This window comes from Acetobacter sp. UBA5411, from assembly GCF_002409645.1.
Taxonomy (GTDB): Bacteria; Pseudomonadota; Alphaproteobacteria; order Acetobacterales; family Acetobacteraceae; genus Acetobacter.
Genome location: NZ_DHNR01000034.1, coordinates 19,710 through 45,326 on the forward strand (window position 1 = coordinate 19,710; position 25,617 = coordinate 45,326).

27 protein-coding genes and 1 pseudogene are annotated in these 25,617 nt (G+C 58.3%); 11 read left to right on the forward strand and 17 right to left on the reverse strand.

Features of this window, described 5'->3' with window-relative positions:
- Window positions 1-23: 23 nt before the first annotated feature.
- Window positions 24-788 carry a 16S rRNA (uracil(1498)-N(3))-methyltransferase gene (locus B3759_RS11840; RefSeq protein ID WP_291366101.1) on the reverse strand — a complete coding sequence of 255 codons (765 nt, stop codon included), beginning with the start codon at window positions 786-788 and terminating at the stop codon, window positions 24-26.
- A 69-nt stretch (window positions 789-857) separates the two neighbouring features.
- Here B3759_RS11840 and B3759_RS11845 point away from each other — a divergent pair, with 69 nt between their 5' ends.
- The 4 genes from B3759_RS11845 (at window position 858) to B3759_RS11860 (ending at window position 4,245) form a co-directional block, all read left to right on the forward strand.
- Window positions 858-983 carry a hypothetical protein gene (locus B3759_RS11845; RefSeq protein ID WP_291366102.1) on the forward strand — a complete coding sequence of 42 codons (126 nt, stop codon included), beginning with the start codon at window positions 858-860 and terminating at the stop codon, window positions 981-983.
- Window positions 984-1,042: 59 nt separating this feature from the next.
- On the forward strand, window positions 1,043-1,969 hold the full coding sequence (gene ubiA / locus B3759_RS11850; RefSeq protein ID WP_291366103.1) for a 4-hydroxybenzoate octaprenyltransferase: 927 nt from the start codon (window positions 1,043-1,045) through the stop codon (window positions 1,967-1,969).
- 487 nt (window positions 1,970-2,456) lie between these two features.
- Window positions 2,457-2,771, forward strand: coding sequence for a hypothetical protein (locus tag B3759_RS11855; RefSeq protein ID WP_291366104.1), 315 nt, complete (start codon window positions 2,457-2,459; stop codon window positions 2,769-2,771).
- A 253-nt stretch (window positions 2,772-3,024) separates the two neighbouring features.
- On the forward strand, window positions 3,025-4,245 hold the full coding sequence (locus B3759_RS11860) for a DEAD/DEAH box helicase (protein ID WP_291366105.1): 1,221 nt from the start codon (window positions 3,025-3,027) through the stop codon (window positions 4,243-4,245).
- 198 nt (window positions 4,246-4,443) lie between these two features.
- On the opposite strand, the gene bioD is transcribed toward B3759_RS11860, so the two are convergent.
- The 3 genes from bioD to bioF are packed head-to-tail and all read right to left on the reverse strand — an operon-like array spanning window position 4,444 to window position 7,710.
- Window positions 4,444-5,883: a dethiobiotin synthase gene (gene bioD, locus B3759_RS11865; RefSeq protein WP_291366106.1), complete on the reverse strand. Its 1,440-nt coding sequence runs from the start codon at window positions 5,881-5,883 to the stop codon at window positions 4,444-4,446.
- The gene (locus B3759_RS11870; RefSeq protein ID WP_291366107.1) at window positions 5,873-6,520 is read right to left on the reverse strand and encodes an alpha/beta fold hydrolase; all 648 of its coding nucleotides are present in this window, start codon (window positions 6,518-6,520) and stop codon (window positions 5,873-5,875) included. Before B3759_RS11870 ends, bioD begins: the two co-directional genes overlap by 11 nt.
- Window positions 6,520-7,710 (reverse strand): 8-amino-7-oxononanoate synthase, encoded by a 1,191-nt coding sequence (gene bioF / locus B3759_RS11875; protein WP_291366108.1) that lies wholly within the window; start codon window positions 7,708-7,710, stop codon window positions 6,520-6,522. Before bioF ends, B3759_RS11870 begins: the two co-directional genes overlap by 1 nt.
- Window positions 7,711-7,983: 273 nt before the next feature.
- Between bioF and B3759_RS11880 the strand changes: the two genes are divergently transcribed.
- Window positions 7,984-9,267, forward strand: coding sequence for an adenosylmethionine--8-amino-7-oxononanoate transaminase (locus B3759_RS11880; RefSeq protein ID WP_291366109.1), 1,284 nt, complete (start codon window positions 7,984-7,986; stop codon window positions 9,265-9,267).
- 43 nt (window positions 9,268-9,310) lie between these two features.
- On the opposite strand, the gene B3759_RS11885 is transcribed toward B3759_RS11880, so the two are convergent.
- The 6 genes from B3759_RS11885 to B3759_RS11910 form a co-directional block, all read right to left on the reverse strand.
- Window positions 9,311-9,778, reverse strand: coding sequence for a molybdenum cofactor biosynthesis protein MoaE (locus B3759_RS11885; RefSeq protein ID WP_291366110.1), 468 nt, complete (start codon window positions 9,776-9,778; stop codon window positions 9,311-9,313).
- Complete coding sequence (gene moaD / locus B3759_RS11890) at window positions 9,775-10,038, reverse strand: molybdopterin converting factor subunit 1 (protein ID WP_291366111.1); 264 nt, start codon at window positions 10,036-10,038, stop codon at window positions 9,775-9,777. The genes B3759_RS11885 and moaD overlap by 4 nt, the downstream gene beginning before the upstream one ends.
- 132 nt (window positions 10,039-10,170) lie before the next feature.
- A complete protein-coding gene (locus B3759_RS11895; RefSeq protein WP_349679300.1) occupies window positions 10,171-10,812 on the reverse strand; it encodes a hypothetical protein in 642 nt (213 codons plus the stop codon).
- 145 nt (window positions 10,813-10,957) lie between these two features.
- Window positions 10,958-11,554, reverse strand: coding sequence for a CDP-diacylglycerol--glycerol-3-phosphate 3-phosphatidyltransferase (gene pgsA / locus B3759_RS11900; RefSeq protein ID WP_291366112.1), 597 nt, complete (start codon window positions 11,552-11,554; stop codon window positions 10,958-10,960).
- Between the two features lie 189 nt (window positions 11,555-11,743).
- Window positions 11,744-13,648 carry an excinuclease ABC subunit UvrC gene (uvrC, locus tag B3759_RS11905; protein WP_291366113.1) on the reverse strand — a complete coding sequence of 635 codons (1,905 nt, stop codon included), beginning with the start codon at window positions 13,646-13,648 and terminating at the stop codon, window positions 11,744-11,746.
- Between the two features lie 294 nt (window positions 13,649-13,942).
- Window positions 13,943-15,016, reverse strand: coding sequence for a dipeptidase (locus B3759_RS11910; RefSeq protein ID WP_291366114.1), 1,074 nt, complete (start codon window positions 15,014-15,016; stop codon window positions 13,943-13,945).
- Between the two features lie 149 nt (window positions 15,017-15,165).
- Here B3759_RS11910 and B3759_RS11915 point away from each other — a divergent pair, with 149 nt between their 5' ends.
- Window positions 15,166-15,960 (forward strand): exodeoxyribonuclease III, encoded by a 795-nt coding sequence (locus B3759_RS11915; protein WP_291366217.1) that lies wholly within the window; start codon window positions 15,166-15,168, stop codon window positions 15,958-15,960.
- 6 nt (window positions 15,961-15,966) lie between these two features.
- Here B3759_RS11915 and B3759_RS11920 read toward each other — a convergent pair whose 3' ends face one another.
- A complete protein-coding gene (locus tag B3759_RS11920) occupies window positions 15,967-17,136 on the reverse strand; it encodes an aminotransferase class I/II-fold pyridoxal phosphate-dependent enzyme (RefSeq protein WP_291366115.1) in 1,170 nt (389 codons plus the stop codon).
- Between the two features lie 144 nt (window positions 17,137-17,280).
- Here B3759_RS11920 and B3759_RS11925 point away from each other — a divergent pair, with 144 nt between their 5' ends.
- Window positions 17,281-17,616, forward strand: a complete 336-nt coding sequence (locus B3759_RS11925) for a hypothetical protein (protein ID WP_291366116.1) — start codon at window positions 17,281-17,283, stop codon at window positions 17,614-17,616.
- A 35-nt stretch (window positions 17,617-17,651) separates the two neighbouring features.
- Here B3759_RS11925 and B3759_RS11930 read toward each other — a convergent pair whose 3' ends face one another.
- Entirely contained in the window at window positions 17,652-18,227 is a 576-nt protein-coding gene (locus B3759_RS11930) for a TetR/AcrR family transcriptional regulator (protein WP_291366117.1), read from the reverse strand.
- A gap of 152 nt (window positions 18,228-18,379) precedes the next feature.
- On the opposite strand from B3759_RS11930, the gene B3759_RS11935 reads away from it, so the two are divergent.
- Window positions 18,380-19,555 carry an alpha/beta hydrolase gene (locus B3759_RS11935; RefSeq protein WP_408736490.1) on the forward strand — a complete coding sequence of 392 codons (1,176 nt, stop codon included), beginning with the start codon at window positions 18,380-18,382 and terminating at the stop codon, window positions 19,553-19,555.
- A 140-nt stretch (window positions 19,556-19,695) separates the two neighbouring features.
- Here the strand turns inward: B3759_RS11935 and B3759_RS11940 are convergent, their stop codons facing one another.
- Complete coding sequence (locus B3759_RS11940; RefSeq protein WP_185229886.1) at window positions 19,696-20,412, reverse strand: response regulator transcription factor; 717 nt, start codon at window positions 20,410-20,412, stop codon at window positions 19,696-19,698.
- Window positions 20,413-20,688: 276 nt separating this feature from the next.
- Here B3759_RS11940 and B3759_RS11945 point away from each other — a divergent pair, with 276 nt between their 5' ends.
- Window positions 20,689-21,225, forward strand: coding sequence for a L,D-transpeptidase family protein (locus B3759_RS11945; protein ID WP_291366119.1), 537 nt, complete (start codon window positions 20,689-20,691; stop codon window positions 21,223-21,225).
- Here the strand turns inward: B3759_RS11945 and B3759_RS11950 are convergent.
- Entirely contained in the window at window positions 21,203-23,038 is a 1,836-nt protein-coding gene (locus B3759_RS11950; RefSeq protein ID WP_291366120.1) for a cation:proton antiporter, read from the reverse strand. The genes B3759_RS11945 and B3759_RS11950 overlap by 23 nt on opposite strands.
- 242 nt (window positions 23,039-23,280) lie before the next feature.
- Between B3759_RS11950 and B3759_RS11955 the strand changes: the two genes are divergently transcribed.
- The gene (locus B3759_RS11955) at window positions 23,281-23,571 is read left to right on the forward strand and encodes a putative quinol monooxygenase (protein ID WP_010667379.1); all 291 of its coding nucleotides are present in this window, start codon (window positions 23,281-23,283) and stop codon (window positions 23,569-23,571) included.
- Between the two features lie 119 nt (window positions 23,572-23,690).
- On the opposite strand, the gene B3759_RS11960 is transcribed toward B3759_RS11955, so the two are convergent.
- Window positions 23,691-23,915 (reverse strand): hypothetical protein, encoded by a 225-nt coding sequence (locus B3759_RS11960; protein WP_291366121.1) that lies wholly within the window; start codon window positions 23,913-23,915, stop codon window positions 23,691-23,693.
- A 55-nt stretch (window positions 23,916-23,970) separates the two neighbouring features.
- A complete protein-coding gene (locus B3759_RS11965) occupies window positions 23,971-24,606 on the reverse strand; it encodes a D-sedoheptulose 7-phosphate isomerase (RefSeq protein ID WP_291366122.1) in 636 nt (211 codons plus the stop codon).
- A gap of 81 nt (window positions 24,607-24,687) precedes the next feature.
- On the opposite strand from B3759_RS11965, the pseudogene B3759_RS11970 reads away from it, so the two are divergent.
- Window positions 24,688-24,906: pseudogene (locus B3759_RS11970) on the forward strand (transposase); the annotation flags it as partial.
- 21 nt (window positions 24,907-24,927) lie between these two features.
- Here the strand turns inward: B3759_RS11970 and B3759_RS11975 are convergent.
- A partial coding sequence (locus B3759_RS11975; RefSeq protein WP_291366123.1) for a glutathione S-transferase occupies window positions 24,928-25,617 on the reverse strand: 690 nt, incomplete at its 5' end.

Consider the following 25,617-nt stretch of genomic DNA (forward strand, 5'->3'; position numbering starts at 1 on the left):
GCGATCGGGCTTGCGTCCCGACCTCAGATATTTCGGAGCTGGGAATCGAACAGGGAGAGCGCGGCGGCGACGGCTGTCTCGGCGCGCAGTACCCTGTTTCCCAATGTGATGGACGTAACAAAGGGGCGCGCCAGCGTAACGTCAAGTTCCCCCGGACTGAAACCTCCCTCCGGACCCGTCAGAATACCGTCCCCATCCGTTGCTCCTGCAAAAGGATTCGCGGAAAGGTCACTCCCGGTTTTCTGCGTCTCCGGCTGGCTTTCAAGTCGTTCTACGGCAACAAAAAGGCGTTTTTCAGCAGGCCATGCTCCCAGAAAATCAACCAGACGCACCGGAGCGGAAATCTGCGGAACTGTCAGCCGCTCGCACTGCTCGGCGGCCTCAATGGCAATCGATTCGAGCCGTGCTTCATTCACTCGCTGGCCGACCGTCCGTTCAGTAATCAGTGGCGCGAAGCGCGATACGCCAAGCTCTGTTCCCATCCGGATGACGAGGTCCGTCGCATCACGCTTTAAAAGTGCAAAAGCGAGAACACAGCCGCGCTCATCAATGAAAGGACGCAGTCTCTCCGTGATCGTGAAAGAGCCCTTGTCCTTTCTGACGGACGCGATCCGGGCCAGCCATTCCCCGTCCCGGGCATTGAAGACCCTGACGGCGTCCCCCTCCCCTTTGCGCAGGACGGTCCCAAGATACCGGGCCTGTTCGGGAGACATCGGTATGACGGCCTCGCCAGTCAGCGGAACATCCGCAGGGAGATACAGGCGTGGAAGAGTATGATGGGCTGACATCGGCGGGCGCTTTCTCGCAGGCTCGGAGCAGTGCAAAGGCCATGAATCCGTCAGGTTGACCTGACACCATTGACCCCGACGGGTCTGCCCCGCATCAATCGGCGCGGTTTCGACGGGATTCGTTCTCCGGTCAAGTCCGAAGCCCCCGAAGCCTATGAAGCCCGGGTCAGTGTTGTTTCCGAAGAACCGGGCTGACGGATGGCCCGGCCCAGGGTGAAAAGCCCCGGCCAGAGAACCAGTGAAGAGGGATTGCAGTGTCAGGTACAGCCACTCCGCACACGGATATTCGTAGCACCGGCTGGATTTCCCGCCTTCCCGCGCCGTTACGTCCCTATGCGCTTCTGGCGCGTCTGGACCGGCCGATCGGCACATGGCTTCTCTTCCTTCCGGGCGCATGGGGCATCCTGTTGCCAGATGCCGGAGGGACAACTTCACCGCTTGAGCGCGTGCGCCTGCTGGTGCTGTTCGGAATTGGCAGTCTTGTGATGCGGTCCGCCGGATGTGTCGTCAATGACATGTGGGACCGGGATATCGACCGGCAGGTCACACGCACCGCAGGCCGACCGCTTGCATCCGGCGCTCTGAGAATGCGTCATGCGGCGCTGTTTCTGCTCCTTCTGCTGCTGATCGGGCTGAGTATCCTTCTGCAACTCAATCCTCTGACCCAGTTGCTCGGCGTTTCTTCTCTTATACTGGTCGGGCTTTACCCGCTGGCGAAGCGCTTCACATGGTGGCCGCAGCTTGTCATGGGCTTCACGTTCGGCTTCGGCGCACCCATGGGCTACGCCGCGGTGGCGGACCGCTGCGACATGACCCAGATCCTGCTGTACTCTGCGACCATCCTATGGCAGCTGGGTTTCGACACCATCTACGGCTTTCAGGACATGGATGACGACGCCCGGATTGGCGTGAAATCCACCTCTCTTCTCTGGCAGGGGCGCGCCAGAGAGTTTGTCGGCGTCTGTTACACCGCCGCAGGCCTTGCTTTTGTGGGCGCAGGCTTTCTCGCGCATACCGGTGTCGGTTTCTATCCCGCTGCGCTTGTCTGCATCGCCCTGCTGCTGAAGCAGGCTGTTTCCGTCAATCCACAGGATCCGCGTCTCTGTCTCATCCAATTCCGGGCCAACAGGGACATAGGTGTTGGATTCGCACTCGCCTGTCTGGCCGGTCTCGTGTGGTGAGACACAAAAAACGGCATTTTTAGGGAAAGAAGCCCGCAATGTTCTCATTTGGACGGGCTTCACAATATGGCACAATAAGAATGACGAAGTCGTTCTTTTTGTACCATTTTCCGAGCAACTTTCCCTCCACGCATCCCGGATGAAGCTGTCTCTGATTTAATCAAGCCATTTCAATGAGATAGCGTATCATAACCCTTTTCAGAACCAGCAATTTATTGCGGACTTATTCTTTTTTATTATCCAATTATATTTTTTGATATTTTTTATCATGAATAAAAACATATTATTCGATACATCGTATCTCTATAACGCAACTAATATATGCAGAAATGAATGTATAAATATAAAAACAAAAAATAAAATTATACCACTTATTATCGCAACACCCCCCTTTCCGTTAATCCATCGTTAAATATTGCCTTCGTTTTTCAGTTGGTATCGCAATAATGGAGATGTTCACCCGATCACAAAAGAAAGAGAGTATTTAATGCCTCGCGCACTGATATGGTCCACCGAGCAGGACGAAAAACTTTCATTTCTTCTTAATAAGAAAAAGATGACACTTAGAAGTTCAGCAAAAGAACTTGGAGTCAGCAGAAGTTTTATTCATAGACGATCACAGAAGATGCAGAGTGAGATCCATTTTCATTCATGCAGTACTGTGCGTGAACAGGCCGGGCTTGAGCCGCTGGCTGCTGGCCACCCCATCAGTTGGCTCGCCATACAGACACCCCGGCAGGCCCGTTTGTATAACAACCACAATAATAACGAAGATCTTTCACAGCTTGCAGAAGCAGCCTGAAGTCTGATCGCCGCAAACCCGTTTCGAAAAGCGAAACGATACAGTCTATCCAGAACAGATCGATCGTGTGAACACTTACGACTCTCAGGATAGTATCCCTTCGGCCAGAACGGATGTCATGGAAACATGGCATCCGCGATGGTATTTTGGCATATGTCTGCCGTAACGCTCTGCCTCTGTCTTTGGCAGACTGTCCGGACCGACCGTGGTCCGTGCCGCGATTACGTCCACCGGACTCCTTCGGATACTCATCATGCCTTCATCGACCGCAGCGTCTTCCCACACATCCACAAACCAGAAAAGCGCGGAAAACGGCGGTTTTTCTTCTCTAAAGCTGAATCCCGCCCTGCTTGCCCGACTTGGAAAGGCAGGCCTGAAGGATCCCACTCCCATTCAGAAAGCGGCCATTCCGGCGCTGCTTTCCGGCCATGATGCGGAAATTCTTGCCCCGACAGGAACAGGCAAGACCGCCTGCTATCTTCTGCCACTGCTCGATTATCTTCTTCGCAAGAAAAAAAATACGGCCCTGATCATCGTCCCGACGCGGGAACTGGCGCGACAGGTCGCCGAAATGGGCACGCTGCTGGCCACTCGCCCTGAGCTTGAACCTTTTGCTGTCTACGGTGGCACAAAAGACGATCCTGACAGGGAATATGACGCCCCACCTGAAACCGCCCGTCTGATCGTGGCGACGCCCGGTCGTCTGCTGGACATGCTCCGCACGGAACGCATTGAGTCGGCATCATGCCGCTTTCTCGTCCTCGATGAGGGTGACCGTCTGATGACCGGCGAATTCCGTGACGAAATGCTGGGTATTCTGGCGCTTCTGCCGCGTGACCGGCAGACCGTCCTTGTGTCCGCCACCGGCTCACAGGAAACGATGACCGCTGCCCAGCAGTTTTTGTACAAACCGGTGCGGATCGAACCGGCAAAAGATGAAAAACCCAGCATCCGGCAGGCCGTGCTGTTCGTTGACAAGGCCGCCAAACCGGCGGCTGCGGAAGCGCTCCTGCGTCGTCATCCTGACCGCAGCGCAATCGTATTCGCATCGACCCGCGACGAGGCCGATCTTCTGACAAAACAATTCCGCAAACGGGGACTTAAAGTTGTAGGGCTGCATGGCGGCCTGACCCAGCCCGCGAGAAATACCGCTATCGAGGCTTTCTCGAGCGGGAAAGCCACAATTCTTGTCGCCACCGACATCGCCGCACGCGGTCTGGACGTTGAGCAGGTGGGACAGGTCATCAACATGTCCCCTCCCGAACTGCCCGACAATTATCTGCACCGGATCGGCCGCACAGGACGGGCGGGACGCATGGGATGGGCGGCAACACTCTGTTCCGCGGAAGAACGCAAGACGATGCGGAAAGTGGAAAGCACGCTCGGCCTCAAACTAGTGGCGCTGCCGGTGCCTGCTCTTCCACGGGACACAACACCGTCACGTGACACGCCGCAACGCTCGCGCAGGCGGTGAGCGGTCTCGGCAGAACCTGCTCACAAACCCTACGGTAAATCACAAGGAAGTTTTTGGTGAAGCTTTTTGCAAAAAGCTTTTGACGACGTCACCTTTTTGGAAAAAAGGCGACACCCAAAAACTTTGATTGTTCCTTATTGAAGGTTTACTGCGAAGGAGTTTACGACACCGGCCTTGCGCAGGAAGAGCCGTTGTCTTTCACTCCTCCAGATAGCTCCACCGCGGCATGAGACGCGCCGCGTCCTTCACACTTTCCGCAGTGACATTTTCAAAGAACGGCACTTCCGCCAGCACTGCGACGTGACCATGCTCCTCAATCGCCGCCCGATTACCCGGATTGGGCGGCCCGTTCAGCACGACACCGGCAATCCCGATCCCTCGGCGACGCAGCGCTTCAAGAGTGAGCAGGGTATGGTTGACCGTTCCCAGTCCGCTGCGCGCCACGACCACCACTGGCAGACCAAACTCCGTAATCTGATCGATCAGCAGAAGATCTTTCGTGACAGGCACATCCACGCCGCCAGCCCCTTCCACGACAAGAGGACGTTCTGGCTGGTTCAATGGCAGAACCAGACGGCTCACATCAACTGCCCTCCCCTCCGCGGCTGCCGCAGCCTGCGGAGATAAAGGCGCGAGAAAAGTATCGGCCGGAGGAAGGATGCGATCCGCATCCGCGCCTGCAAGCTCCGTGACCGTGGGCGTATCTCCCGCCTCCTCCGCCAGTCCGGTCTGGAGGGGCTTCCAGTACAGCGCATCCCACGCTCTGGTCAGACAGGCGGAGATAAAGGTCTTGCCCACCCCGGTATCTGTGCCCGTCACAAAAACGCCCGCCCGTGGCGGACGGCGGAAAAGACCGAGCGCGACATCCCATGTCAGCGCCGCTCCCTGCACATCGAAACGACGCACCACTTTCCGAAGAGCGCCGGCGGTCAAAGGATGTCCGCCGTCAACGGGCGCGGTTGCGCCAATCTGCTTCAGGCCACGCAGAAAAGCCAAGCCACCCTGCGTCTGCTCGACAAGTGTTTCAAAAACCCATTGTCCAAACGGAGCCTGTAGCGCTGCACCGACGACATTCGCTGGCCATCCTTTCTGAAAGGAGGTGCGTGTCGGGTAAACACGGATATTCGCCGCAACGCCTTCCTGCGCATGCGCCTGTCGCCACTCCGAAAAAGAGTCTGCGGAAAGCGTGGAAACCGCCAGCAGACCTCCCGGGGCCAGCAAACCATAGAGCGCCGACAGAGCCTGCTCCGGCGGATCGATCCATTGCAGAGCCAGATTGCCGCAGACGAGATCAAAAGAGCCTGTGAGGTTCGGCGACGCCGCATCCATGACGGCGAACGCTACATCATTCCCGCACCGCGCCTTGGCCCGCTCAAGCATTTCGGGAGCCAGATCGGTCGCGAGCAGTTCTGCATCTGGCCAGCGTTCTTTCAACAGCGCCGTAAAAGCGCCGGTACCACAGCCAAATTCCAGAATACGCGCAGGCTTGTGGTCACCAAGCTTACGAACGATCCTGTCGAGCAGTCGACGTGCCACCAGCCGTTGAATAGTCGACGCTGAATCATACTTTTCAGCCGCACCAAATCGCGCCGCTATGGCCGTGCGTTCCTGCTTCGTCTGCGGGTGTTTATCGACCATCGGCAGAGATTTCCTCACAGGCTTTCAGAATGAATGTCGCGCATTGATCCGAATGGGTCAGAGGTAGGAGATGCCCCCCTGTTTCCAGCCACTCGATCTGTTCCGACGGAAACGACGCCTCCGTCATAGCCTGACTGACAATCGCATCGTCCCGACTTGCCAGAGTAGCATGCACGCGATTTCCCTTTGCGCGAGCGTCACCTTTCTGCAAAAGGCTCAGTCCGTCCATGAGACGTGTCGTTTCCGGATTGCCGAAATTCTCTGTTTCCTGTCCGGAAAGACCGCAGTTCTCACGAAACTGACGCAGAACCGGTACAGCATCCCGCTCCAGCCCCCTCATCATCCGATCCAGCACGCGAGGCAGGCAACCAGCCGGAAAATCATTCGCCCGGCTGAAGCGTGTAAATCCATTGATCCCCAGGACAACACTGCCTTCCGGCAGAGAAATTTGGGTCAGTAGCCAGAGCAGTCCGAGAGAATGTCCAACCGCCAGTAGAGGCTGACCGGTCGGCAAGTCTGTCTCCGCCGGACCAAAGAATCCCAGATCGGGCGTTACGGTGGGCTGTCCGAGCCTGTCCTGCACCGGCTTCCACATCGCGGGCATAAAACCCCAGCCATGCACAAGAACAATCTGCATCAGGCCACACCACACAGACGCACAACCGCGTCCGCAAGATGCTGCACATCGTCCTCCGTATGCGCGGCTGACAGGGTGATCCGCAGGCGGCTCTCGCCCTTTGGCACGGTCGGCGGCCGAATCGCGGCGACAAGCATTCCGTCCGCTTCCAGCCTTGCCGCAACAGACAGCGCAGTCACCGCCTCGCCCAGCATGACAGGCACGATCTGAGTGCTGGAAGCGCCTGTCGTCAGTCCGGCTTCATGCAGGCTTTGCCGCAGCATTTCTCCATGACGCGCAACACGCGTCCGCTCCGCATCCAGATCAGGCAGCAGTTCCAGCGCCGCATCCGCAGCTCCAAGCATGGCAGGCGGCAGGGCTGTGGAATAGATGAAGCCGGAAGCGCTGTTGATCAGCCAGTCACACAGGGCGCGGGAACCTGCAATGTAGGCACCCATTCCACCCAGCGCCTTGCTGAACGTGCCCATGATAAGATGCACGCCTTCTGGCGCCTCGCTCGCCAGCCCCGCGCCGTGAAGCCCAAGCACACCCGTGGCGTGCGCCTCGTCGAGGCAGAGGAAAGCGTCATACCGCTCCGCCAAAGCAGCCAGACCGGGGACATCGGCCCGGTCGCCATCCATGCTGAAGACACTTTCGGTCAGGATCAGCTTCAGGCCCGGTTCACTGTCACGGGCTTTCAGGAGTGTTTCAAGATGATCGAGGTCATTATGCCGGAACCGGATCTGCCGGACGCCCGCCGCAGCACATCCCTGATGCAGACTGGCGTGATTCAGCCTGTCCGCAAAAACTAGCGGAGCGGCCCCCATCTGTTCCGAGGACAGACGCCCAAGAGCCGGCACCAGCGAGGCATTGGCCTGCCAGCCGGAAGCGAACAGCAAGGCCGCTTCGGTTTTCTTGAGACGAGCGACCCGTCCCTCAACCTGCTCGTGCAGCAGACGCGTGCCGGTCACCAAGCGGGATGCGCCACTCCCGGCTCCATAACGCAGCGCCCAGTCGGCGGCCCGCTCTTTCAGTCGGGGATGCTGCGACAGACCGAGATAGTCATTCGATGAGAAATCAATCAGACAAGCGCCATCCGGACGTTCAAAACGCGCCCCACCCACTGCAGTCATGGGCCGGAGAATGCGCCGCCGATCCTGCGCTTGAAGCGCATCGACGGCCTGCCTGAAAAGGGAATCAAATCGGGTCATGCTGCCAAGGTGGTGCCGGAACGCTGATTAAGGGTCAATCATGCAATGGCGTTCGCTGCTTTTCCCACTCTCGGAACCTTTCTTTCTACAGACGGATAGTGCTGCTTTCCTGCACTTACTTCTTTCCATTTATTACTGATATCATAAAGGGATTTCTAGAATTACCTCTACATCTGAAGATATGAAGCGCGGATTCAAACCCACCCGAAGGGGGGCTTTCCATCGTTGCAAGGATGGCAACCAGCCACCGCGCTGATATGAGAGAGACGCCCAATGCCGCCCCAAAGGAGTTCTCCCTTGTCCTCACCCGACTGGTATGAAGACGGTCTGCCCCATATCTGGCTTCCTTACTCCCAGATGAAGACCGCTCCAGCCCCATTGGCCGCCTACGCGACGGAAGGCAGCCGGATCATCCTTGAGGATGGACGGTCTCTGGTGGACGGCGTGGCGGCATGGTGGACGGCGTGCCACGGTTACAACCATCCGCATATCCGTGCCTGTGCGGAGGCCCAGCTTGCCCGCATGCCGCATGTGATGTTTGGCGGCATGGTACATGAACCCGCACTGCGGCTGTCTTCCCGACTGACCGCTCTGCTGCCGGGTGATCTGGAACGGGTGTTCTATACGGACTCCGGCTCCGTCGCCGTCGAGGTGGCGATGAAGATGGCGATCCAGTATCGCCTCAATCGCGAAGAGACCGGACGCACGAAACTGCTGGCATTCAAGGGCGGCTATCACGGCGACACGTTGGCCACGATGGCAATCTGCGATCCCGAGGAAGGGATGCATCATCTGTTCGCCGGGGTGATGCCCGCACAGCATGTGATCGACCTGCCCCGGGATGAGGCGACCACGGCGGCATTTGAAGCATTTCTGAACACCCACGCTCACGAAATCACCGCCATCATTGTCGAACCGCTGGTGCAGGGCGCGGGTGGCATGTTGTTTCACTCGCCCGATGTGCTGCGCCGTCTGCGCGATGCTGCCGACCGGCATGGACTGCTGCTGATTCTGGACGAAATCTTCACAGGTTTTGGCCGGACGGGAACGATGTTCGCCTGTCAGCAGGCCGGAATCGTGCCGGACATCATCACACTGTCCAAGGCGCTCACCGGCGGCACCATGGCGCTGGCTGCGACCGTTGCGCGGCGTCATGTGTACGAAGCGTTTCTTTCCGATAATCCCGAACATGCCCTGATGCACGGCCCGACTTTCATGGCCAACCCACTGGCCTGTGCCTGCGCCAACGCGTCGCTCGACCTGTTCGAACAGGAACCTCGACTTGAACAGGTTGCTGCCCTTGAAACGGCTCTTCGTGAACAACTGGAGCCCTGCCGCACACTACCGGGTGTGAAGGATGTGCGGGTTATGGGTGCCATCGGTGTGGTGGAACTGGACAGGATTGCCGACCCGGCAGCACTCCGGACACGCTTTATCGCCGAAAACGTCTGGATCAGGCCATTCCGGAATATTGTTTACCTGACACCGGCTTTCACTATTACCCCAGAAGAGCTGCGAACGCTGACACAGGCCATCTACAAGGTGCTGTCAGCGTAGAGCGTCAGGAAGCGCGGCCATCTTGCTCATAAGTGGGACTGGCTCACCACCCTGCAGCGATGGCCTCGTCTTCCTGTCGGCTTTCCACCCAGACGCGCCGCCCGTCGGCAAACTCTTCGGCTTTCCAGAACGGCGCACCGGTTTTCAGACGATCAATCAGAAAGCGCGTGGCGTCCAGCGCCGCACCACGATGCGCGGCTGAGGCCAGCACGAGCACAATGGGCTCTCCAACAACCAGCCGTCCCACACGATGAATGATCGTGCATCCGACCAGACTGAATCGCTGCAACGCATCTTCCGCCAGCGTCATCAGGGTCTGCTCGCACATGCCGGGATAATGCTCCAGTTCAAGAGCGACCAGTCCGCCACCTCCGCGCACAACGCCAAGAAAAGAGCCTAAACCACCCGTCTCCGGATCAAGGGCCAGCAGTCGCGCCGTTTCCGTCCCCACGTCAAAGGGCGCGGATTGCACCACAACACGGATTCTAGACTGCTGCGTCATGCCGCTCATCCTCCGGTCATGGGAGGGAAAAAAGCGATTTCATCCCCATTCTGCACGGCGGTTGAAAGGTCACCCATGACCTTGTTGACCGCCACTCGCATGCGGGGAAATTGGGAAAAAACGGTGTTAAAAGCAGCGTCTTGCTGGCGGAGCACTGCCAGAAAGTCTTTTACCGTCTGAACATCCGGAGCGAGAGTGACCGTTTCACTTTCACGTCCAACCTGCTCGCGCAGACCAGCGAAATAGAGAACTGTCACACTATCGCTCATGCCGAATTCCTGTTCTGACTGTCTGCCGCGCTCCAGTTATACGGGACTGGCATTTACCAATCAGGCAGCAGGACTCTCATCCTACCCGACATGTACGGCAGCCCGTAATTTTTCTCTCGAGAGCAATGCTTCTTACTGCTTGCTCGCCGGATCGGTCGAAAGCAGCGGCGTTACCGGAATAACGACATCTTTTTCATCCTTGGGGGGAACCGGAGGATGTGCTGAAGCCTTTCCTGCACCACCACTCTTGGCAGCGCCAGCTGCCGCGTCACCGTGATGGAGAGAGGATGTCTGCACGGTCTTGATCGAGCCATCCGGATGAATCAGGGTCGTTGTGCCGTCACCGTTCGGAATTTCGATGGTGGAACTGGCGGTTTTTCCGCCGCCGAATTTGGAGGCGACATCAGGTTCTACGCTGGGCAGCGCGGCAGCTGTGCCTGCACCGGAGAAGGAATCCTGGAAATCCTCGCCGATAGACAGCTTGCCGCCATCAGGAAGATCGCCAGCGGCTCCTCCCACCTGGGAATCATGGTCAGAAGCCACATCAGACAGTGAAGGAAGAGGCTTCGGCGCGCCCGGCCAGATATTTCCGGCCTCCGGCAGCAGAGGTGTTTCCGTCGTGGCGTATCCACGCACGCGACGCAGCGTCTCCGATTCCCCACTAGGCGCGTTGGGATTGGCTCCCGGGAGTGTCGCCGTATCGGTAAGCCATTTGTCAAAGCCGGAACAACCGCTCAACACCAGTAATGACGCTACAAGAGCGGCTTTCCGCATAAGTTCTTCCTCGTCCAGATGGTCCGCGTAGTGCGGGCTTTGATACAAGCGTGACAGCCACAGGTAAATTCCAGCTTACCTGAAAGTCATGTTCTTTCACATTCTCACGGCATGAGAAGGTGGGAGCGTGGCGAACAGGTCACGCTCAGCCCGTTGTCTTTTCGGTGCCTCCGGCCTTTTCCACATGCCGCAATCCGGCCACCAGATAATCCCATCCCGTCATCAGCGTCAGAACCGCCGCGATCCACAGCATCACGGACCCCATCAGGCTAACCGGCAGCCACGGCATGTGCAGCAGCACGCCGGTGCTGTCACCTGCCAGCAGGAAACCAATGGCGGTCATCTGGAAGCCGGTCTTCCACTTCGCCAGCCGTGTGACAGGCAGGCTGATACGCGTGCCCGCCAAATATTCCCGCAAACCGCTGACCAGAATCTCACGACACAGAATCACGATGGCAGGCCAGAGCGCGCCATAGGTGAGCTTGTCCAGCCCCGCCAGCACCATCAGGGACGCACCGACAAGCAGCTTGTCGGCAATCGGGTCCAGCATCCGCCCAAGATCCGACTGCATCTGGCGGGAGCGGGCCAGATGACCATCGAAATAATCCGTCACCGCCGCCGCAATGAAGAGCAGACACGCCCCGGCAGCCGCCTCCGCACGATTCATGGCCACAAGCACGACCAGAACCGGAATGGCGACGATCCGCGACAGGGTCAGGAGATTCGGCAGATCGGTTATCATGGGGACCACGTTACTCCACTTTGCCACGAACAGGAACGGCGCATAGCAGAAGATCTGCCTTTTTTATCAGCAGGAAAGCTATTGCGACGAGAGATTTCCCCGACGTTAAAAAAACGTGAGGTCCGGAGAAACCCGTTGCCTGATCATACTCCGATGATCTTCAACTCAGCCTCAGCAAGCGTCAGCCTGTCAGGCAGGCGTCCAGTCGGGATGGAAATGTCCGTAGATGGCGCGGGCCGTCTCCCGGTTCACGCCCGCCACCGCTTCCAGTTCCGCAAGACCCGCCTGACTAACGCCGCGCGCCGAGCCGAAATGGTTCAAGAGAGCCCGCTTGCGGGTCGGACCGATGCCCGGAATTTCGTCCAGTTCCGATTTCACGAAGGCTTTGGAGCGACCGGCGCGATGCGTGGTGATGGCGAACCGGTGTGCTTCATCACGCAGCCGCTGGAGGTAGTAGAGCACCGGGTCGCGCGGTTCGAGCTGGAACGGCGGCGCGTCAAGCGTGTGAAACCACTCGCGCCCGGCATTGCGGTCCGGTCCCTTGGCGATCGACACCAGCTTCACATCCCGCACGCCCAGCGAGTCCAGAACGCTCTGCACGGCGGACAACTGCCCCGCGCCACCGTCGATCAGCAGCACGTCCGGCCAGTCGGCCGACTTCTCCCGCCCCTGTTCCGCCGCCTCCTTCAGCGCACGCCCGAAGCGTCGCTCCAGAACCTCACGCATCATGCCGAAGTCATCGCCGGGGGTGATCCCGCTCTTGATGCTGTATTTCCGATAGGACCGTCGATCAAAGCCCTCCGGACCGCCGACGATCATCACGCCATAGGGGTTCGTCCCCATGATGTGACTGTTGTCATACACCTCGATCCGGTTCGGTGGCTCATCAAGGCCGAACACCTTCGCGACCCCGTCCAGCAGCTTCGCCTGTCCGGCACTCTCGGCCAGCTTGCGTTCCAGCGCCTCCCGGGCGTTGGTCTCGGCATGCTCCACCACCTCGCGACGCTCGCCTCGTTGAGGACGCAGGATCTCGACCTTGTGGCCGCGCTTGATCCCCAGCGCCTCGCTCAGCAGAGGCGCTTCCTCAAGCTCGCGATTCACCAGCAGCAGTGCCGGTGGGGGTTTATCGTCGTAGAACTGCGCCAGAAAGGCCGCCAGAATGTCGGCGTCCGTCTCGTCCTTCGTGTGCGCGGGATAGAAGGCTCTGTTGCCGTTGTTCCGCCCACCACGGATGAAGAACACCTGAATACAGGCCTGCCCCGCCGTCTGCCAGACCGCAATGACGTCGGCGTCACGGATGCTGGACGGATTGACGACCGTCGATTCCTGCATGCTGGCCAGCGCCCGGATACGGTCACGCAGAACAGCCGCCCGCTCATAGTCCAGAGCCTCCGCCGCCTGCTCCATTTCCGCCGCGAACTCGGCTTTCAGTGTCGCGCCTTCACCGGCGAGAAACTCCTTCGCCTGCCGGACAAGCCCCGCATAATCCTCACGACTGATCCGGTCGACACACGGCGCGGAACAGCGCTTGATCTGAAACAGCAGGCAGGGACGCGTGCGGGACGAGAACACGGAGTCCGAGCAGGTCCGAAGCTGGAACACCCGCTGCAAGATATTGATCGTCTGGTTCACGGCCCATGCCGAAGCGAACGGTCCCCAGTAGCTGGAGCTTTTGTCCATCTTGCCACGATGCTTGGCGAGCTGCGGGAACTCATGTCCGCCCGTCAGCATCAGCCACGGATAGCTCTTGTCGTCGCGCAACAGGATGTTGAAGCGCGGTTTCATGCGCTTGATGTAGTTGGCCTCGAGCAGCAGCGCCTCGGCCTCGGTATGGGTCGTGACGATCTCCATGGAGGCCGTCTCGGACACCATCCGGCGCAGACGCTCCGGCAGGCGGGAAAGCTGCGTGTAGGAGGTCACACGCTTCTTCAGCGCCCGCGCCTTGCCGACGTAGAGCACCTCGCCCTTCGCGTTGATCATCCGGTAGACGCCCGGCGACAACGGCATGGTCTTCAGCGCGGTCTGAATGACCTCCACGCCCGTGAGGGGGGACTCCGGCATTTCCGCAGTCGCTCCAAGGATTTCGTCTGTCATGGAGTATTCATCCACCGAACGTGTGGATAACTTTGTGGAAGAAAAGATGACAGATTGATGGACCCCCCGGTCTTCCGCCTTGAATCTTGGATTGCATATTTTTTAATCAAAGCAGTTAACTCTTTGTTTTTAATGTATTTTATCACCTGAACATTTTCCCCGAAGGGCCGAATCGGCAAAAGTGAATGGAAATACAGGGAGTCAATCCCGGAGGTGGACAAAATCGACAATCCCATTCTGATCGCCGCTTCACGCAGCGATCCCGGTTTGTTCACAGAGGCGAATCCGCCCCTGTTACAGACCCGCCGTGGCAGCTTCCTCACCCTTGCGAAGAAGCCGTCGGAAGTTGCCGCCCCAGAACGCCTGGATCTCGCTGCGGTCGTATCCACGACGCATCAGTTCGGCTGTCAACGCGGGAGACGCCGCTGCGTTTTCCCAGCCTTCCAGCTGTCCACCGCCGTCGAAATCCGATGAAATCCCGACATACTCGACCCCCAGCCGTTTCACGACGTAGTCGAGGTGATCCATGTAGTCCGCGACAGTCGCCCGACGTCCGGCCAGTTCCGCACGAGGGCGCAGGAAACCCCCAATCGCAGTGATCTGGATCAGACCGCCGCTGGCCTTCAAGGCATCAAGCTGCACATCGTCGAGATTGCGCGGATGATCGCACAGGGCTTTCACGCAGGCATGGGTCGCCACCACCGGCACCGAAGAGACCTCGACAGCCTGAAGCATCGTCTCACGACCCGTGTGCGAGACATCGACCAGCATGCCGAGACGGTTCATCTCGGCGATGGCCTCCCGTCCAAGCGCTGACAGACCACCGTGCATCGCTGCCGGATCACCGAGCACCCGGCTCGGCTGGCCGGAATCGCCCAGAGCGTTGTGCCCGTTGTGGGTCAGGGTGACATAGCGCGCCCCGAACGTCCGGAACTTCGCCAGCATGCCGATATCGTCGCCCATGCCGTAGCCGTTCTCCACACCCGGCACGACCGCCAGCGCTCCGTCACGCCACGCGGCTTCGATCTCATCCACCGTGGGACAGACGCGGGCCGTGATGCCGTTGCGCGTGCCCTGCATCCGGTTGATCGCCTCAAGCATGGCGATGGTCTGTTCCTGCGCGGCCTTGTGCCCTTCAGCGTCCAGCTTTCCCTGCGGCAGATAGGCGACGAAGCAACCTGCCGACAGATGGCCGCGCTGCATCTTGGGGAAATCGACAAAGCGATCCGGCGTGTCGAGGAACGCGTCATCCCGGTCCGGCCACGGGATATCGATGTGGCTGTCGAGCGTGAGCAGCGAATTATGGAGGGCGAGCACCTCCTCGGTAATCGGGGCGGGAGCGGCCTGACGGCTGGAATCGGATGTCATGGCTGAGAAATCGGGTCCATATCGGGAGTTTGCAAGAGCGCGCCCGTCAAACGGGCCGTCCCTACTGTGCCCTGCGTGACACAGCGCTGACCAGACCCGACAGAATCCCCCTTGCCTCGGAGCGGCGTTTGGGCGATCCACCACGCCCCATGCGTATCGTGACCTGGAACATCAACTCGCTTCGCCTCCGTCTTCCGCTGCTTGCGGAGCTGGACAGGCAACTGCGTCCTGACGTGATCTGCCTTCAGGAAACCAAGGTGCCGGACGAGCTGTTCCCGTCCGAGGCACTGACCGAGCTGGGTTACGCGCATCAGGTCCGACGCGGCATGAAAAGCTACAACGGCGTAGCGATCCTTGCCCGTCACCCGCTGTCACCCGTTCCGGATGCACCCGACTGGTGTGAACGCGGGGATTGTCGTCATGCAGCAGCCAGCATTGCCGGCGAGCATGGTCCGGTCGAAATCCACAATTTCTATGTGCCGGCGGGTGGCGACATTCCGGATGTCGAGGAAAACCCGAAATTCGCCCACAAGCTGGCTTTTGTGGATCAGGTGACCGAGTGGTTTCAGACGCATCATCGCAAGCGCACGGTGATTGTCGGCGATCTGAACATCGCTCCACTTGAGCATGACGTCTGGAGCCACAAGCAGCTTCTCAAGATCGTCAGCCACACTCCGCCGGAGACGACGCGCCTCAATGCGTGGCTCGACACGGGCTTTGTCGACGCGATGCGCCACTTCGTGCCACCGACAGAAAAGCTCTACACATGGTGGTCCTACCGCAACCGAGACTGGAGCGCCTCCAATCGCGGGCGGCGGCTGGACCATATCTGGGTGACGCCTGACCTGACGGATGTGCTGCACGGCATGCAGGTCATCCGGGAGGCGCGAAACTGGGCCTCGCCGTCAGACCATGTGCCGGTGATGCTGGATCTGGGGGCTTAACTCCCATCAGGTTCCGAAAATCCGGTCTACCTGCTGGTTGAAACGCTGCATCTCTTCCGCCGAGCCGATCGTGACACGCGACATGTTCGGCCAGATCGTCCAGCTACGACCAATGATAATCCCGCCCTGTTCAAAAGCCTTGGTTACTTCCGCCACCGGGCGTCCCCAGTCGACCATGATCATGTTGGCCTGACTGCCGGGGATGAATTTGATTCCTCTTTTTATAAGATGCTGCTCGACAGAGTTTCTGACCGCCGTCATGCTTTCGCGCCGTTTTCTGACCTGATCCGGCAAGAGAAGGCTGGTTCTGGCTCCAGCGAGCGCGGAAACATTGGTGTAGCCGGTGGCGGCCTCCCCATCATATCGCATCATGCGCTGATGCAGATCGGGATGAGCGAAACTCAGGCCCACCCGAAGGCCCGCCATACCGAACAGTTTCGAGAAGGTCCGGAGAACCAGAAGATCCTTGCGTTCTCCCATCAAGGACAGGGCGCTCGGGCTGTTTGAGAAGTGAATATAGGCTTCGTCCACCAGAACAACGGCGTCAGACGGCTTGTTGTCCACAAGCCACCTGACTTCATCCAGTGATGTGGGTGTGCCGGTCGGGTTGTTCGGCGCGCAGAGATAATAGAGACCGGCCTTCGGGTTGGCCGCCAGCAGGGCTCTGGCGTTTGTCGCATAACGGTCCGCAGCCGTCAGCGGCACGCGCTGGAGCGGAATTCCGAGATATTTCGCTACTTCCCAGACAACCTCAAAGGTCGGATCGCACGTCACCAATCCTCGTTCTGGTGAGCAGAAGGCCGGGACGCTACGGATCAACGGGTCCGTCGATCCCTGCCAGACCAGTACGCGGTCGAGCGGAACATGTTCCACGCTGGCGACGGTCCGGAGAAAATCGTCATGCAGATTGTCCGGGTCATACCGGTTACCTGAGAGGATTTCTCGCTGTGCCGCCTGCGCGGCCTGTGGCAGCGGACCGGTCCAGTATTCATTTTTATCCAGAAAGATGGAGGAAGTCTTTTGTCCGGTGCCAGGCGTATTCGCCCGCGCAGAGGGGACGATCCGGGAAAAGGACGCTCCGGCTCCGAGAAGCCCTGCCAGCCGGGCGAACTGCCGACGGGAATAGTCTTGCGGCCTGGTGCTCTCTTCTGATCGGGACGTCGTTGTCTCAGTCATAACTTCCTGTCTCTGGTCCGTTCTTACGGTATCGGAACGAGATCATCCTCAACAGCGCTGACAATGTAAACGCCTGTAAAGTCAGTTACAGACAGAATTTTGCGTTATGGAACAGTATCGGAGGGTTTCCTGACACTCCATATCATGGCCGTTCGGAGAGCCAGAATTGCACTGACGCAATGGAAAAAAGGCCGAAACGGAAAAACGATATTCCAGAAACACCCATTAAAAATATTCCTTATTGAAAATCGCTTTTCTATGGGTGCAGTTGCACTTCAGGGTTTTCAGAACCGCCCAGTCCTCCCTCATGAGAAGCGAGGAAAATCAACCCATGAAGAAAAACAGCTGTTGATTCTGGTCTCTTTAATCGCCCTTGCAGGGGGTGGATTATTTACTCTTGAGAAAATTGATCAAAATGTCCGGGATGCGGTCGCCCGCGAAATGCCGCCCGCACCGCTCGTCCATAGCTTTAGTCGGTAATCAGTATAAGACCGCGTGAAGCGACAGATCGCCTTCTATCGCAAGGCATCCTCAAGAAGCTCCTCAAGCGTCAGCCCCTCGCCCCGACTGGTCAGCAGCGCGTCCAGTAGCCCGTCGATCGCCAGCACAGCCAATCCATGCACTTTTCCCCACAGGGCGGCGCGCGTTCCTGCCCGCGTCTTTTGCGGCAGTCTGTCTTCAAGATCATCAATCAACTGAGTGAACATGCGGGATGTGCGGTCTGCCGCCATTGCCAGCGCGGGATCGGACCGATCGATTAGATCACTTCGGAACATAAGCGTGAACAGCCCGGGATTGCGCATGGCAAAATGCACATAAACCAACCCGGCTGCATGCGGGCCCTCCGGAAGGACTGGCTCAAGAGCTGCGGCAAGTTCTTCATATCCTGCCGTCGCAAGCGCGCTCAGCAGACCCGTCAGATTGCCAAAATGCGGCGTGGCGGCGGCAGATGACACCCCTGCATGCCGCGTGATCGCCCGCAGCCCAAGAGCGGCAATGCCCTGCTCTTCAAGGAGTGTGCGTGCCGAATGCAGAAGAGCGGCACGCAGGTCTCCGTGATGATAGTTTTTCTTTAAATGCTGGGTCTGCATCTTTCGCTTATCCCCCACCCATCCGATCAGTTCAACGCCTTGACAAGCAGCGCCCAGAAGAATCTTATCATTGATAAGTTTAACTTTCGACACTGGCTGCACAATGCCGTTCAAGAAAAGGATGTCTTATGTTTTCTCGTCGTTCCCGCCTTATGCTGGCAAGCCTTCTCGGGAGCTTCTGTTTTTCCGCTGTGACAGTCCATGCCTCCGCAGAGACAGCCCCTTCCCCATCCGGACCGGGCAGCCTTTCCGCCTCTGAAACACTGCCTGCTTCCTTCAGCCTTCCAGACGCAGGAAAGGCACTCAAGATCACCTATCTCTCGACAAACGGCGTCACCGGCACTGGGCTGGTTCCCGTGACGGCGGAAGTCATTCTGCCCGCGGGTCAGCCACCCAAAGGAGGCTGGCCCATCGTTGCATGGGCGCATGGGACCGTAGGCGTGGCGGATCGCTGTGCGCCCTCCAGCAATCCATGGACCGAGCGTAACCGTCGCTATCTTTCCGAATGGATGAAGCGGGGTTTTGCCGTCGTGGGAACCGATTATCAGGGCCTGGGCACAGCAGGAACGCATCCTTATCTCAACACGCGCGTCGAAGCTTACAGTCTTCTGGATGGCGTTCGTGCTGCGCTAAAAAACGTTCCCGATCTACAGAACAAGATCATGATTGTCGGACAGTCACAGGGCGGTGGAGCGGCTTTTGCTTCAGCGGCTTTTGCGCCGACCTACGCCCCCGACCTGAATATCCGTGGAACCGTTGCCACCGGTGCACCCTATATTACGCCGGAACTGCTTCAGCAGATGACAGCGGCTCCAGCATCAACTCAGAAGACAAATGCCGGATATAATCCTGTGATGGTCTACACCCTGTATCTGGCACAGGGTCTATCGGGATACGATCCGACTTTCCGTCCTGAAAACACCTTCACGGCCAAGGCGATGCCTGCCTATCGTGCAGCAGCCGATCTCTGCGTCTACGAACTGACGGACAAGGTGAAGAAAGACGGGCTCAATTTCAGCAATGCGCTGAAGCCTGATTTTGCAAGGACGCTTGCTCCGGCTTTGACCGCGATGAAATATCCAACTCTCAAGCTCGCTCAGCCACTGTTCATGGGCACCGGGGAACTGGATAAAGACGTTCCGCCTCCGCTTCAGTTCGGTCTGATCAAAGCTGCCTGTGCGGCGGGAACAACCGTTCAGGCTCATATCTATAAAGGTCTGAATCACGATCAGACAGTCAACGCGTCTCTTGCAGATTCAGAGGTTTTCACAAAGGCCGTTATGGCAGGGCAGCCGGTTACGCCAGATTGCACACCGCAACCGGAGTAAAAACCGTGACAGGCTCTTCCTGAATTCAGGAGGAGCATGTCTGTCATTTAAAGCTTGAGCTGTATCCTTGGCGGAGCGCTTTACAAAGCTGGCTACCACCATAAAAAACGCCCTTTCCTGAAGGAAAGAGCGTTTGTCCATCAAGCGGCTGGAACGCCAGCTTCCGGATCGAGACGGTAACCACCGCCCTCCGTAATCAGCAGCGTCGCGTTGGAAGGATCCGGCTCGATCTTCTGACGCAGACGATAGATGTGTGTCTCAAGCGTGTGTGTCGTGACAGCGGCGTTGTAGCCCCAGACTTCGTTCAGCAGCACCTGACGCGGCACGGGACGTGTTCCGGCGCGATAGAGAAACTTGAGGATCGCCGCCTCTTTCTCCGTCAGACGGATACGCTTGTTGCGGGTCGTCTCAACCAGCAGCTTGGCGGAGGGACGGAAAGTGTAGGGACCAACCGTAAAGACCGCGTCTTCGCTGTTTTCGAAAATACGAAGCTGGGCACGCAGACGGGCCAGCAGTTCAGCGATGCGGAAGGGCTTGGCGACGTAATCGTTCGCACCGGCATCCAGACCACGCACGATGTCTGCCTCGTCATCCGAACCGGTCAGCATGACGATCGGCATCCGCAGCCCTGCCCGACGCAGTTCCACGCAGAAGTCGCGGCCATCTCCGTCCGGAAGCGTCACATCGAGGATGATCGCGTCAAAACGCGCATCAGGAGCCTTCAGAGCCTCCCATGCGGCGGCAACGGAATCGGCCTCTACAGCCTGAAATTCACCCTCGACCTGCAGCTGCTCAACCAGCATCTGTCGCAGCGTCTGGTCATCATCAACGATCAGGATTGGACGTGCGCCCGACATTCACTACCTCTTCTTTTTGCGGGCTCAGTAAGCGCCCTTTACCCCTACGGCAAGAGGCAACCGACTCACTTCCCCCTTTCGGCGGACAAGTGCCGAACCTCTGCTTCACGGCGTCGTGACAGACTTGCATGAAACGGAGGATAACGCCAATTCCACTCTGCCATCATGCCGATACAAAATACCGGCTCTCCATGACGCTCTTGCAGCAACACGGTGATACAGAACCCGTCAACAGTCAGATCCCCGATAACCTCATCTGAAACCGGAACCGTGATCATGATACATGCGACACTCATTCCTGAAAGCGGCTGCACTGCACGACTGCATTGCGCAAACCGGGTTTTCCCGGCTGTAATCGGCGCTGCCGGCATCACACTCCACAAGGAAGAAGGGGATCACGCCACTCCGGTGGGCACCTTTCCGCTGCGCAAACTGTTTTACCGCGCAGACCGGATCAGCCGCCCGATACTGGGGCCTGTTCATGCCGACGGCTCCCGCCTTTTACTTGAGCCGATCACCCGACAGGATGGCTGGTGCGATGATCAGTCACATGCCGACTACAACCGGCAGATCACGCTGCCGCACCCCGCTCGTCACGAAGAATTGTGGCGCGAGGACCATGTCTACGACATCATCGGCGTGCTCGGTTACAATGACGAACCGCCGGTCGCGGGCCGTGGTTCAGCAATCTTTCTGCATCTCCAGTCGCCGGACAAAGCTCCCACGGAAGGCTGCATCGCCCTGACCGAAGCCGATCTGAGGGAAGCCCTTGCCATGGGTCTCGCCTCCATCACGGTTGAGGCGGCGTCTTAACCTGCGCAACGTTGGGTCTGGGCGGCACCATGGAGATGATCACTTCTTCGACAGCGGGCGGCGCATCCCGTCCTTCTTCCGCAGAATGGATCATGATTCTGCCACCGGGACGAAGAGTAAGAAAATCGAGGCGATCTTCAACACGTCGTGAAAGCTGCACTTCGGTTTCCGGCGTGACCGGCAGCGCCACAAAGCGCCAGCCGTCCTGATAGAGCGTATCCAGAAGCGTGAAGTTCCATGCCGGTTCACCCAGCAGCTTGCCGCGCGCATCCCGGCTCAGACCACGATACTCATCCAGTTTCTTGAGGCCCGGGCTCACCTGATACACGCGCGCCCGTCCGAAATGGGGCGCGAGGTGCGCACAGACCATGCCGTTGTAGATTGCGTCCGGTGTGGCGGCGATCAGATAGTCCGCAGGCAGCTCCTCCAGACTCTCGGCGCCGGCATCAGACAGCATCTCGGCGTGCAGCACCGGAATACCCGCCCGCTTTGCAGGAACCAGCCCTCGCGCCGCCGTATCGACCATGGTCACCGGCGTCCCTGCCTTGACCACAATCTCAGCCATGTTGCGTGTCCAGGGATTGGCCCCGACAATCGCCAGTGCGGGCACATTGGAGAGCGTCAGTTTCAGTTTTCGCGCCAGAGGGGTCAGCGAAAATCCATGCAGCAGCATGGTCGCCGCAATGAGCGCGAACACGGCGGGCATGACGAATTCGGAGCTGGCGAAACCCGCTTCGCTCAGGCGAATCCCTGACACACCAGCCACAGCCGCCGCGACAATACCGCGAGGCGCGATCCAGCCGACAAAGATCCGCTCGTTCCAGCTCAAACCACTCCGCAGCGTCGCCAGATAAATGCCCAGCGGCCTGACGATAAAGATCATCGCAAGGGTCAGTGCGAAGATGGACCAGGACAGACGGGCCAGAACGACGCGATGAAGGTCAGCAGTCAGCAGAATGAACAGAAGCGAGACGATCAGAACGACGAGGCTCTCCTTCATCCGCTGCAACTCACTCAATCCCGGCACACGCATGTTGGCCAGCGCCATACCGAAGACCGTCGCCGCCATGAGACCGGCCCCGTCCATGAACAGGGAGCCGAGCCCGTAGACTGCCAGCGCCAATGTTAGGAGGAGCGGCATCTTGAGCGTTTCGGGCATCAGATCGCGGACAAAGAGCTGCTTGACGCTCCAGCCGCCGCCAATGCCGAGACCGATTGCCACGATCATGCTGATCAGGAGATGCGGCATCATCTCGGTGAAGTAGATCGACGTGCCTTCGTTCGGCTTCATCAGCAGAATTTCCAGCACGAGAGTGGCGAGAATCGCCCCTACCGGATCGTTGACAATGGCTTCCCAGCGCAGAAAGGCGGCGATACGCGGTTTCAGTTTGGCCTGACGCAGCAAGGGCAGCACGACCGTCGGGCCGGTCACCACGACGATGGAGCCGAACAGGCAGGATGGGCCCCATGCCAAGCCGCCGACATAATGCGCGGCGGCGGATCCCAGAATCCAGTTGATGGGAAGCGCGACAAGAGTCAGGCGGATCACGCCTTCACCCGCCACGCTGAGCTGTCGGAAATCCAGTGCAAGACCGCCTTCAAACACGATCAGAGCCACGGCCAGCGAGACAATGGGGTGGAACAGCGGGCCGATCAGGGTGGAGGGGTGCAGGATATGCAGTCCCGGCCCCAGAACCAGTCCCAACCCAAAAAGCAGAACAATGGCGGGAAGCTTGAAACGCCAGGCAATCCACTGCGCCGCCATGCCGCCGCAGAAAACAAGGAAGACAAGAAAGGCTGCATCCTGTGTCATGCTGCGGCCTGCTCACGCGTGTCTGCCATTTTCTCTCCCATGTCGTGAAAACCACGACGCCAGAAGCCCTGTGCCGCGTTCAATGCTGATATCTAACCAGCTTATACACGACTGACGGTAACTCCCCATAGAGGCACGGCACTTGGCGGAACCACTGATCCCGTCCACACTATGCGCCTGTTATCGGTGCTGGCTTCGTCAGAATGCCGCATCGTCTGTCCACGCATCAGGGAGTCACGCAGATGTCTCAGATTGAAGTTGTCGCCATTGTGAAGGTGAAACCCGGCAAGGAAGCGGAAGCCGCCGCAGCCATGAAGGCGTGTGTGGAGCCCTCACGGGCGGAAAGCACCAACCACGGTTACACGCCGCATCGCGATCTCGATAATCCCGACACGCTGATTTTCATTGAGCGTTGGGACAGCCGTGAGGCCTTGCAGGCTCATATGGAAACACCGCATTTCAAGAAAATGGCCGCTATTCTGGAGCCGCTTCTGGCTGCCCCCTTGTCGGTTCATATTCTCCAGCCGCTCTGAAAGCGGTTCAGGAAAAGCTGTGTCCCCGCGGCTGTTGTAATATTCCGAACGTCGCCTTTCTCAGGAGGGCGACGTTTTTTGTTTTGTAAAAATTTCAGTCAGATTTCTGGAGCCGTCTCTTACAATCGTCTGTATGACCACAACCGTCTGAGCAGTTTTCTCGCGACCAGCAGTACAACCGGCCCAATCCTGCCGAAACGCGCCTCCGCAAGCTGTCTTTCCAGATCGGCTACACGGCTTTCCAGCGCCTGAATGTGCCGGTCGTCAGACTGACGCTTCTCCAGAAGCTCCAGCAAGCGCCGTTCCAGAAAAGCCTGTTCTTCCACAGGATCGACCGGAGGCACGGAAAAGTCTCCCCCCGACCGCTCTCTGCTTTCACCTGTCACAGCCGTTTTCTGCTCACACACCAACGGGACGCGGGCAGAGCGCCCGTTCGACCAACCCGCAGACGATATGCGCGGCGGTGATGTGCAACTGCTGGATCACGGGCGTCCAGTTGGCAGGTACCGCGAGCGTCACATCGCAGTGCACACCCTGTACACCTGCATGACCTGTGAACGCCGCTGTCACCAAACCGATTTCACGCGCAGCTTCAAAGGCCCGCAGGATGTTGGGAGAACGTCCTGATGTGGTGATGCCGAGAAAGACGTCCCCTTCCCGCCCCAGCGCCATGACCTGACGCGAGAAGATATCGGCAAAGCCGTAATCATTGCCGATGGCGGTGATGCCGGATGTATCGGTTGTCAGCGCGACTGCGCTCAGAGGGCGACGATCGTACATCAGCCGGGCGGTGAACTCGCCCGCGATATGCTGCGCATCCGCAGCGCTGCCGCCATTGCCTGCAATCAGCAGCCGTCCGCCATTTTCCAGCGCAGTCACAATCCGTGCGCCCATATCCAGCATAACAGATTGAGACGCTTCATCCTGCGCAAAAGCCGCCATCGCCTCGGCTGACTGACGCAGATAGTCGGTCATGAACCCCTTGTCGGCCCCGACTGTTTGCGCTGCGTCGTCCATGACTACCCTCTCAAGCATCTCTGTTATCCTTGCTGACCATAGCGCGAGACTACGGCAAGGAGATGTCTAAACCGTTTCTGCTCTGGCGCTACCGCGTTTCTCAGACCCTGCATCCCAGGACGGAGATCCTGCGGAAAACCTGTCAAATAAGACAGGCAGAAATACAAACGGCGCAACAGCATCGAGATCATGTCCGGAAGGCTCAAGGACTGGAGGCGTGTCGCAACACGCTACGACAGATGTCCAACAGTCTTCTTCTCGGCCATCTGTCTCGCAGCAACCCTCATCTTCTGGCTATGGGTCCTAAGTCTAGCATAGGAGTATATGCCCTTTCACAGCTCAGGATGGAGGCGTACCGCCCTCGCCGGCGTAAGCATATGCCCCACCGCGATGCAGGGCGCGCTGATATGCAGGACGGTCATGAATACAGCGCAGGAATGCTCTGACATGCGACCGATTATCCATTGCCCCTGCACGTGCAGCCGCCGCTTCAAGAGGGAAGCTCATTTGAATATCTGCTGCGCTAAAATCACTCCCCACGAACCACTTGCTTTCAGACAGGCTGCGTTCCCAATAATCCATATGCAGTTTAACCTGCGGATTTATGAACCCTGTTTGCGCTCCCTTTGAAATCAGGAAAGCAAAAGGACGGAAGGGCAAAGGAGTCTGTTTTGGTAACATCCCGAATATCAGTTTGAGCAATAGCGGGGGCATCGCTGACCCTTCTGCATAATGCAGCCAGTATATGAAGCGGGTATATTCGGGAGTATTGCGCGCAGGTGCGAGCCGGCCATTACCGTATTTATTGATGAGGTATTCGATAATAGCACCGCTTTCTGCCAGCGTTACGTTCCCATCCGTATCCGTTATGACCGGAGACTTGCCCAATGGGTGAATGGCCCGTAGAGATTTTGGTGCCATCATGGTTTTGGGGTCACGTTTGTAGAACTGGATATCATAGGGAAGTTCCAGTTCCTCCAGCAGCCACAGAACCCTCTGAGAACGGGAGTTATCCAGATGATGCACGGT

Bases quoted from the DNA above. Each gene is read 5' to 3' on its own strand.
- B3759_RS11895 (WP_349679300.1), bottom strand. From the start codon at position 10,812: ATGCGGAAAGCCGCTCTTGTAGCGTCATTACTGGTGTTGAGCGGTTGT.
- B3759_RS11915 (WP_291366217.1), top strand. From the start codon at position 15,166: ATGCGTATCGTGACCTGGAACATCAACTCGCTTCGCCTCCGTCTTCCG.
- B3759_RS11955 (WP_010667379.1), top strand. From the start codon at position 23,281: ATGTCTCAGATTGAAGTTGTCGCCATTGTGAAGGTGAAACCCGGCAAG.
- B3759_RS11870 (WP_291366107.1), bottom strand. From the start codon at position 6,520: ATGCAGATTGTTCTTGTGCATGGCTGGGGTTTTATGCCCGCGATGTGG.
- pgsA (WP_291366112.1), bottom strand. From the start codon at position 11,554: ATGATAACCGATCTGCCGAATCTCCTGACCCTGTCGCGGATCGTCGCC.
- B3759_RS11860 (WP_291366105.1), top strand. From the start codon at position 3,025: ATGCCTTCATCGACCGCAGCGTCTTCCCACACATCCACAAACCAGAAA.
- B3759_RS11880 (WP_291366109.1), top strand. From the start codon at position 7,984: ATGCCGCCCCAAAGGAGTTCTCCCTTGTCCTCACCCGACTGGTATGAA.
- moaD (WP_291366111.1), bottom strand. From the start codon at position 10,038: ATGAGCGATAGTGTGACAGTTCTCTATTTCGCTGGTCTGCGCGAGCAG.
- B3759_RS11910 (WP_291366114.1), bottom strand. From the start codon at position 15,016: ATGACATCCGATTCCAGCCGTCAGGCCGCTCCCGCCCCGATTACCGAG.
- uvrC (WP_291366113.1), bottom strand. From the start codon at position 13,648: ATGACAGACGAAATCCTTGGAGCGACTGCGGAAATGCCGGAGTCCCCC.
- B3759_RS11855 (WP_291366104.1), top strand. From the start codon at position 2,457: ATGCCTCGCGCACTGATATGGTCCACCGAGCAGGACGAAAAACTTTCA.
- B3759_RS11965 (WP_291366122.1), bottom strand. From the start codon at position 24,606: ATGCTTGAGAGGGTAGTCATGGACGACGCAGCGCAAACAGTCGGGGCC.
- B3759_RS11840 (WP_291366101.1), bottom strand. From the start codon at position 788: ATGTCAGCCCATCATACTCTTCCACGCCTGTATCTCCCTGCGGATGTT.
- B3759_RS11950 (WP_291366120.1), bottom strand. From the start codon at position 23,038: ATGACACAGGATGCAGCCTTTCTTGTCTTCCTTGTTTTCTGCGGCGGC.
- B3759_RS11930 (WP_291366117.1), bottom strand. From the start codon at position 18,227: ATGCAGACCCAGCATTTAAAGAAAAACTATCATCACGGAGACCTGCGT.
- B3759_RS11935 (WP_408736490.1), top strand. From the start codon at position 18,380: ATGCTGGCAAGCCTTCTCGGGAGCTTCTGTTTTTCCGCTGTGACAGTC.
- B3759_RS11885 (WP_291366110.1), bottom strand. From the start codon at position 9,778: ATGAGCGGCATGACGCAGCAGTCTAGAATCCGTGTTGTGGTGCAATCC.
- B3759_RS11945 (WP_291366119.1), top strand. From the start codon at position 20,689: ATGATACATGCGACACTCATTCCTGAAAGCGGCTGCACTGCACGACTG.
- bioF (WP_291366108.1), bottom strand. From the start codon at position 7,710: ATGACCCGATTTGATTCCCTTTTCAGGCAGGCCGTCGATGCGCTTCAA.
- B3759_RS11920 (WP_291366115.1), bottom strand. From the start codon at position 17,136: ATGACTGAGACAACGACGTCCCGATCAGAAGAGAGCACCAGGCCGCAA.
- B3759_RS11925 (WP_291366116.1), top strand. From the start codon at position 17,281: ATGGCCGTTCGGAGAGCCAGAATTGCACTGACGCAATGGAAAAAAGGC.
- bioD (WP_291366106.1), bottom strand. From the start codon at position 5,883: ATGGTCGATAAACACCCGCAGACGAAGCAGGAACGCACGGCCATAGCG.
- B3759_RS11940 (WP_185229886.1), bottom strand. From the start codon at position 20,412: ATGTCGGGCGCACGTCCAATCCTGATCGTTGATGATGACCAGACGCTG.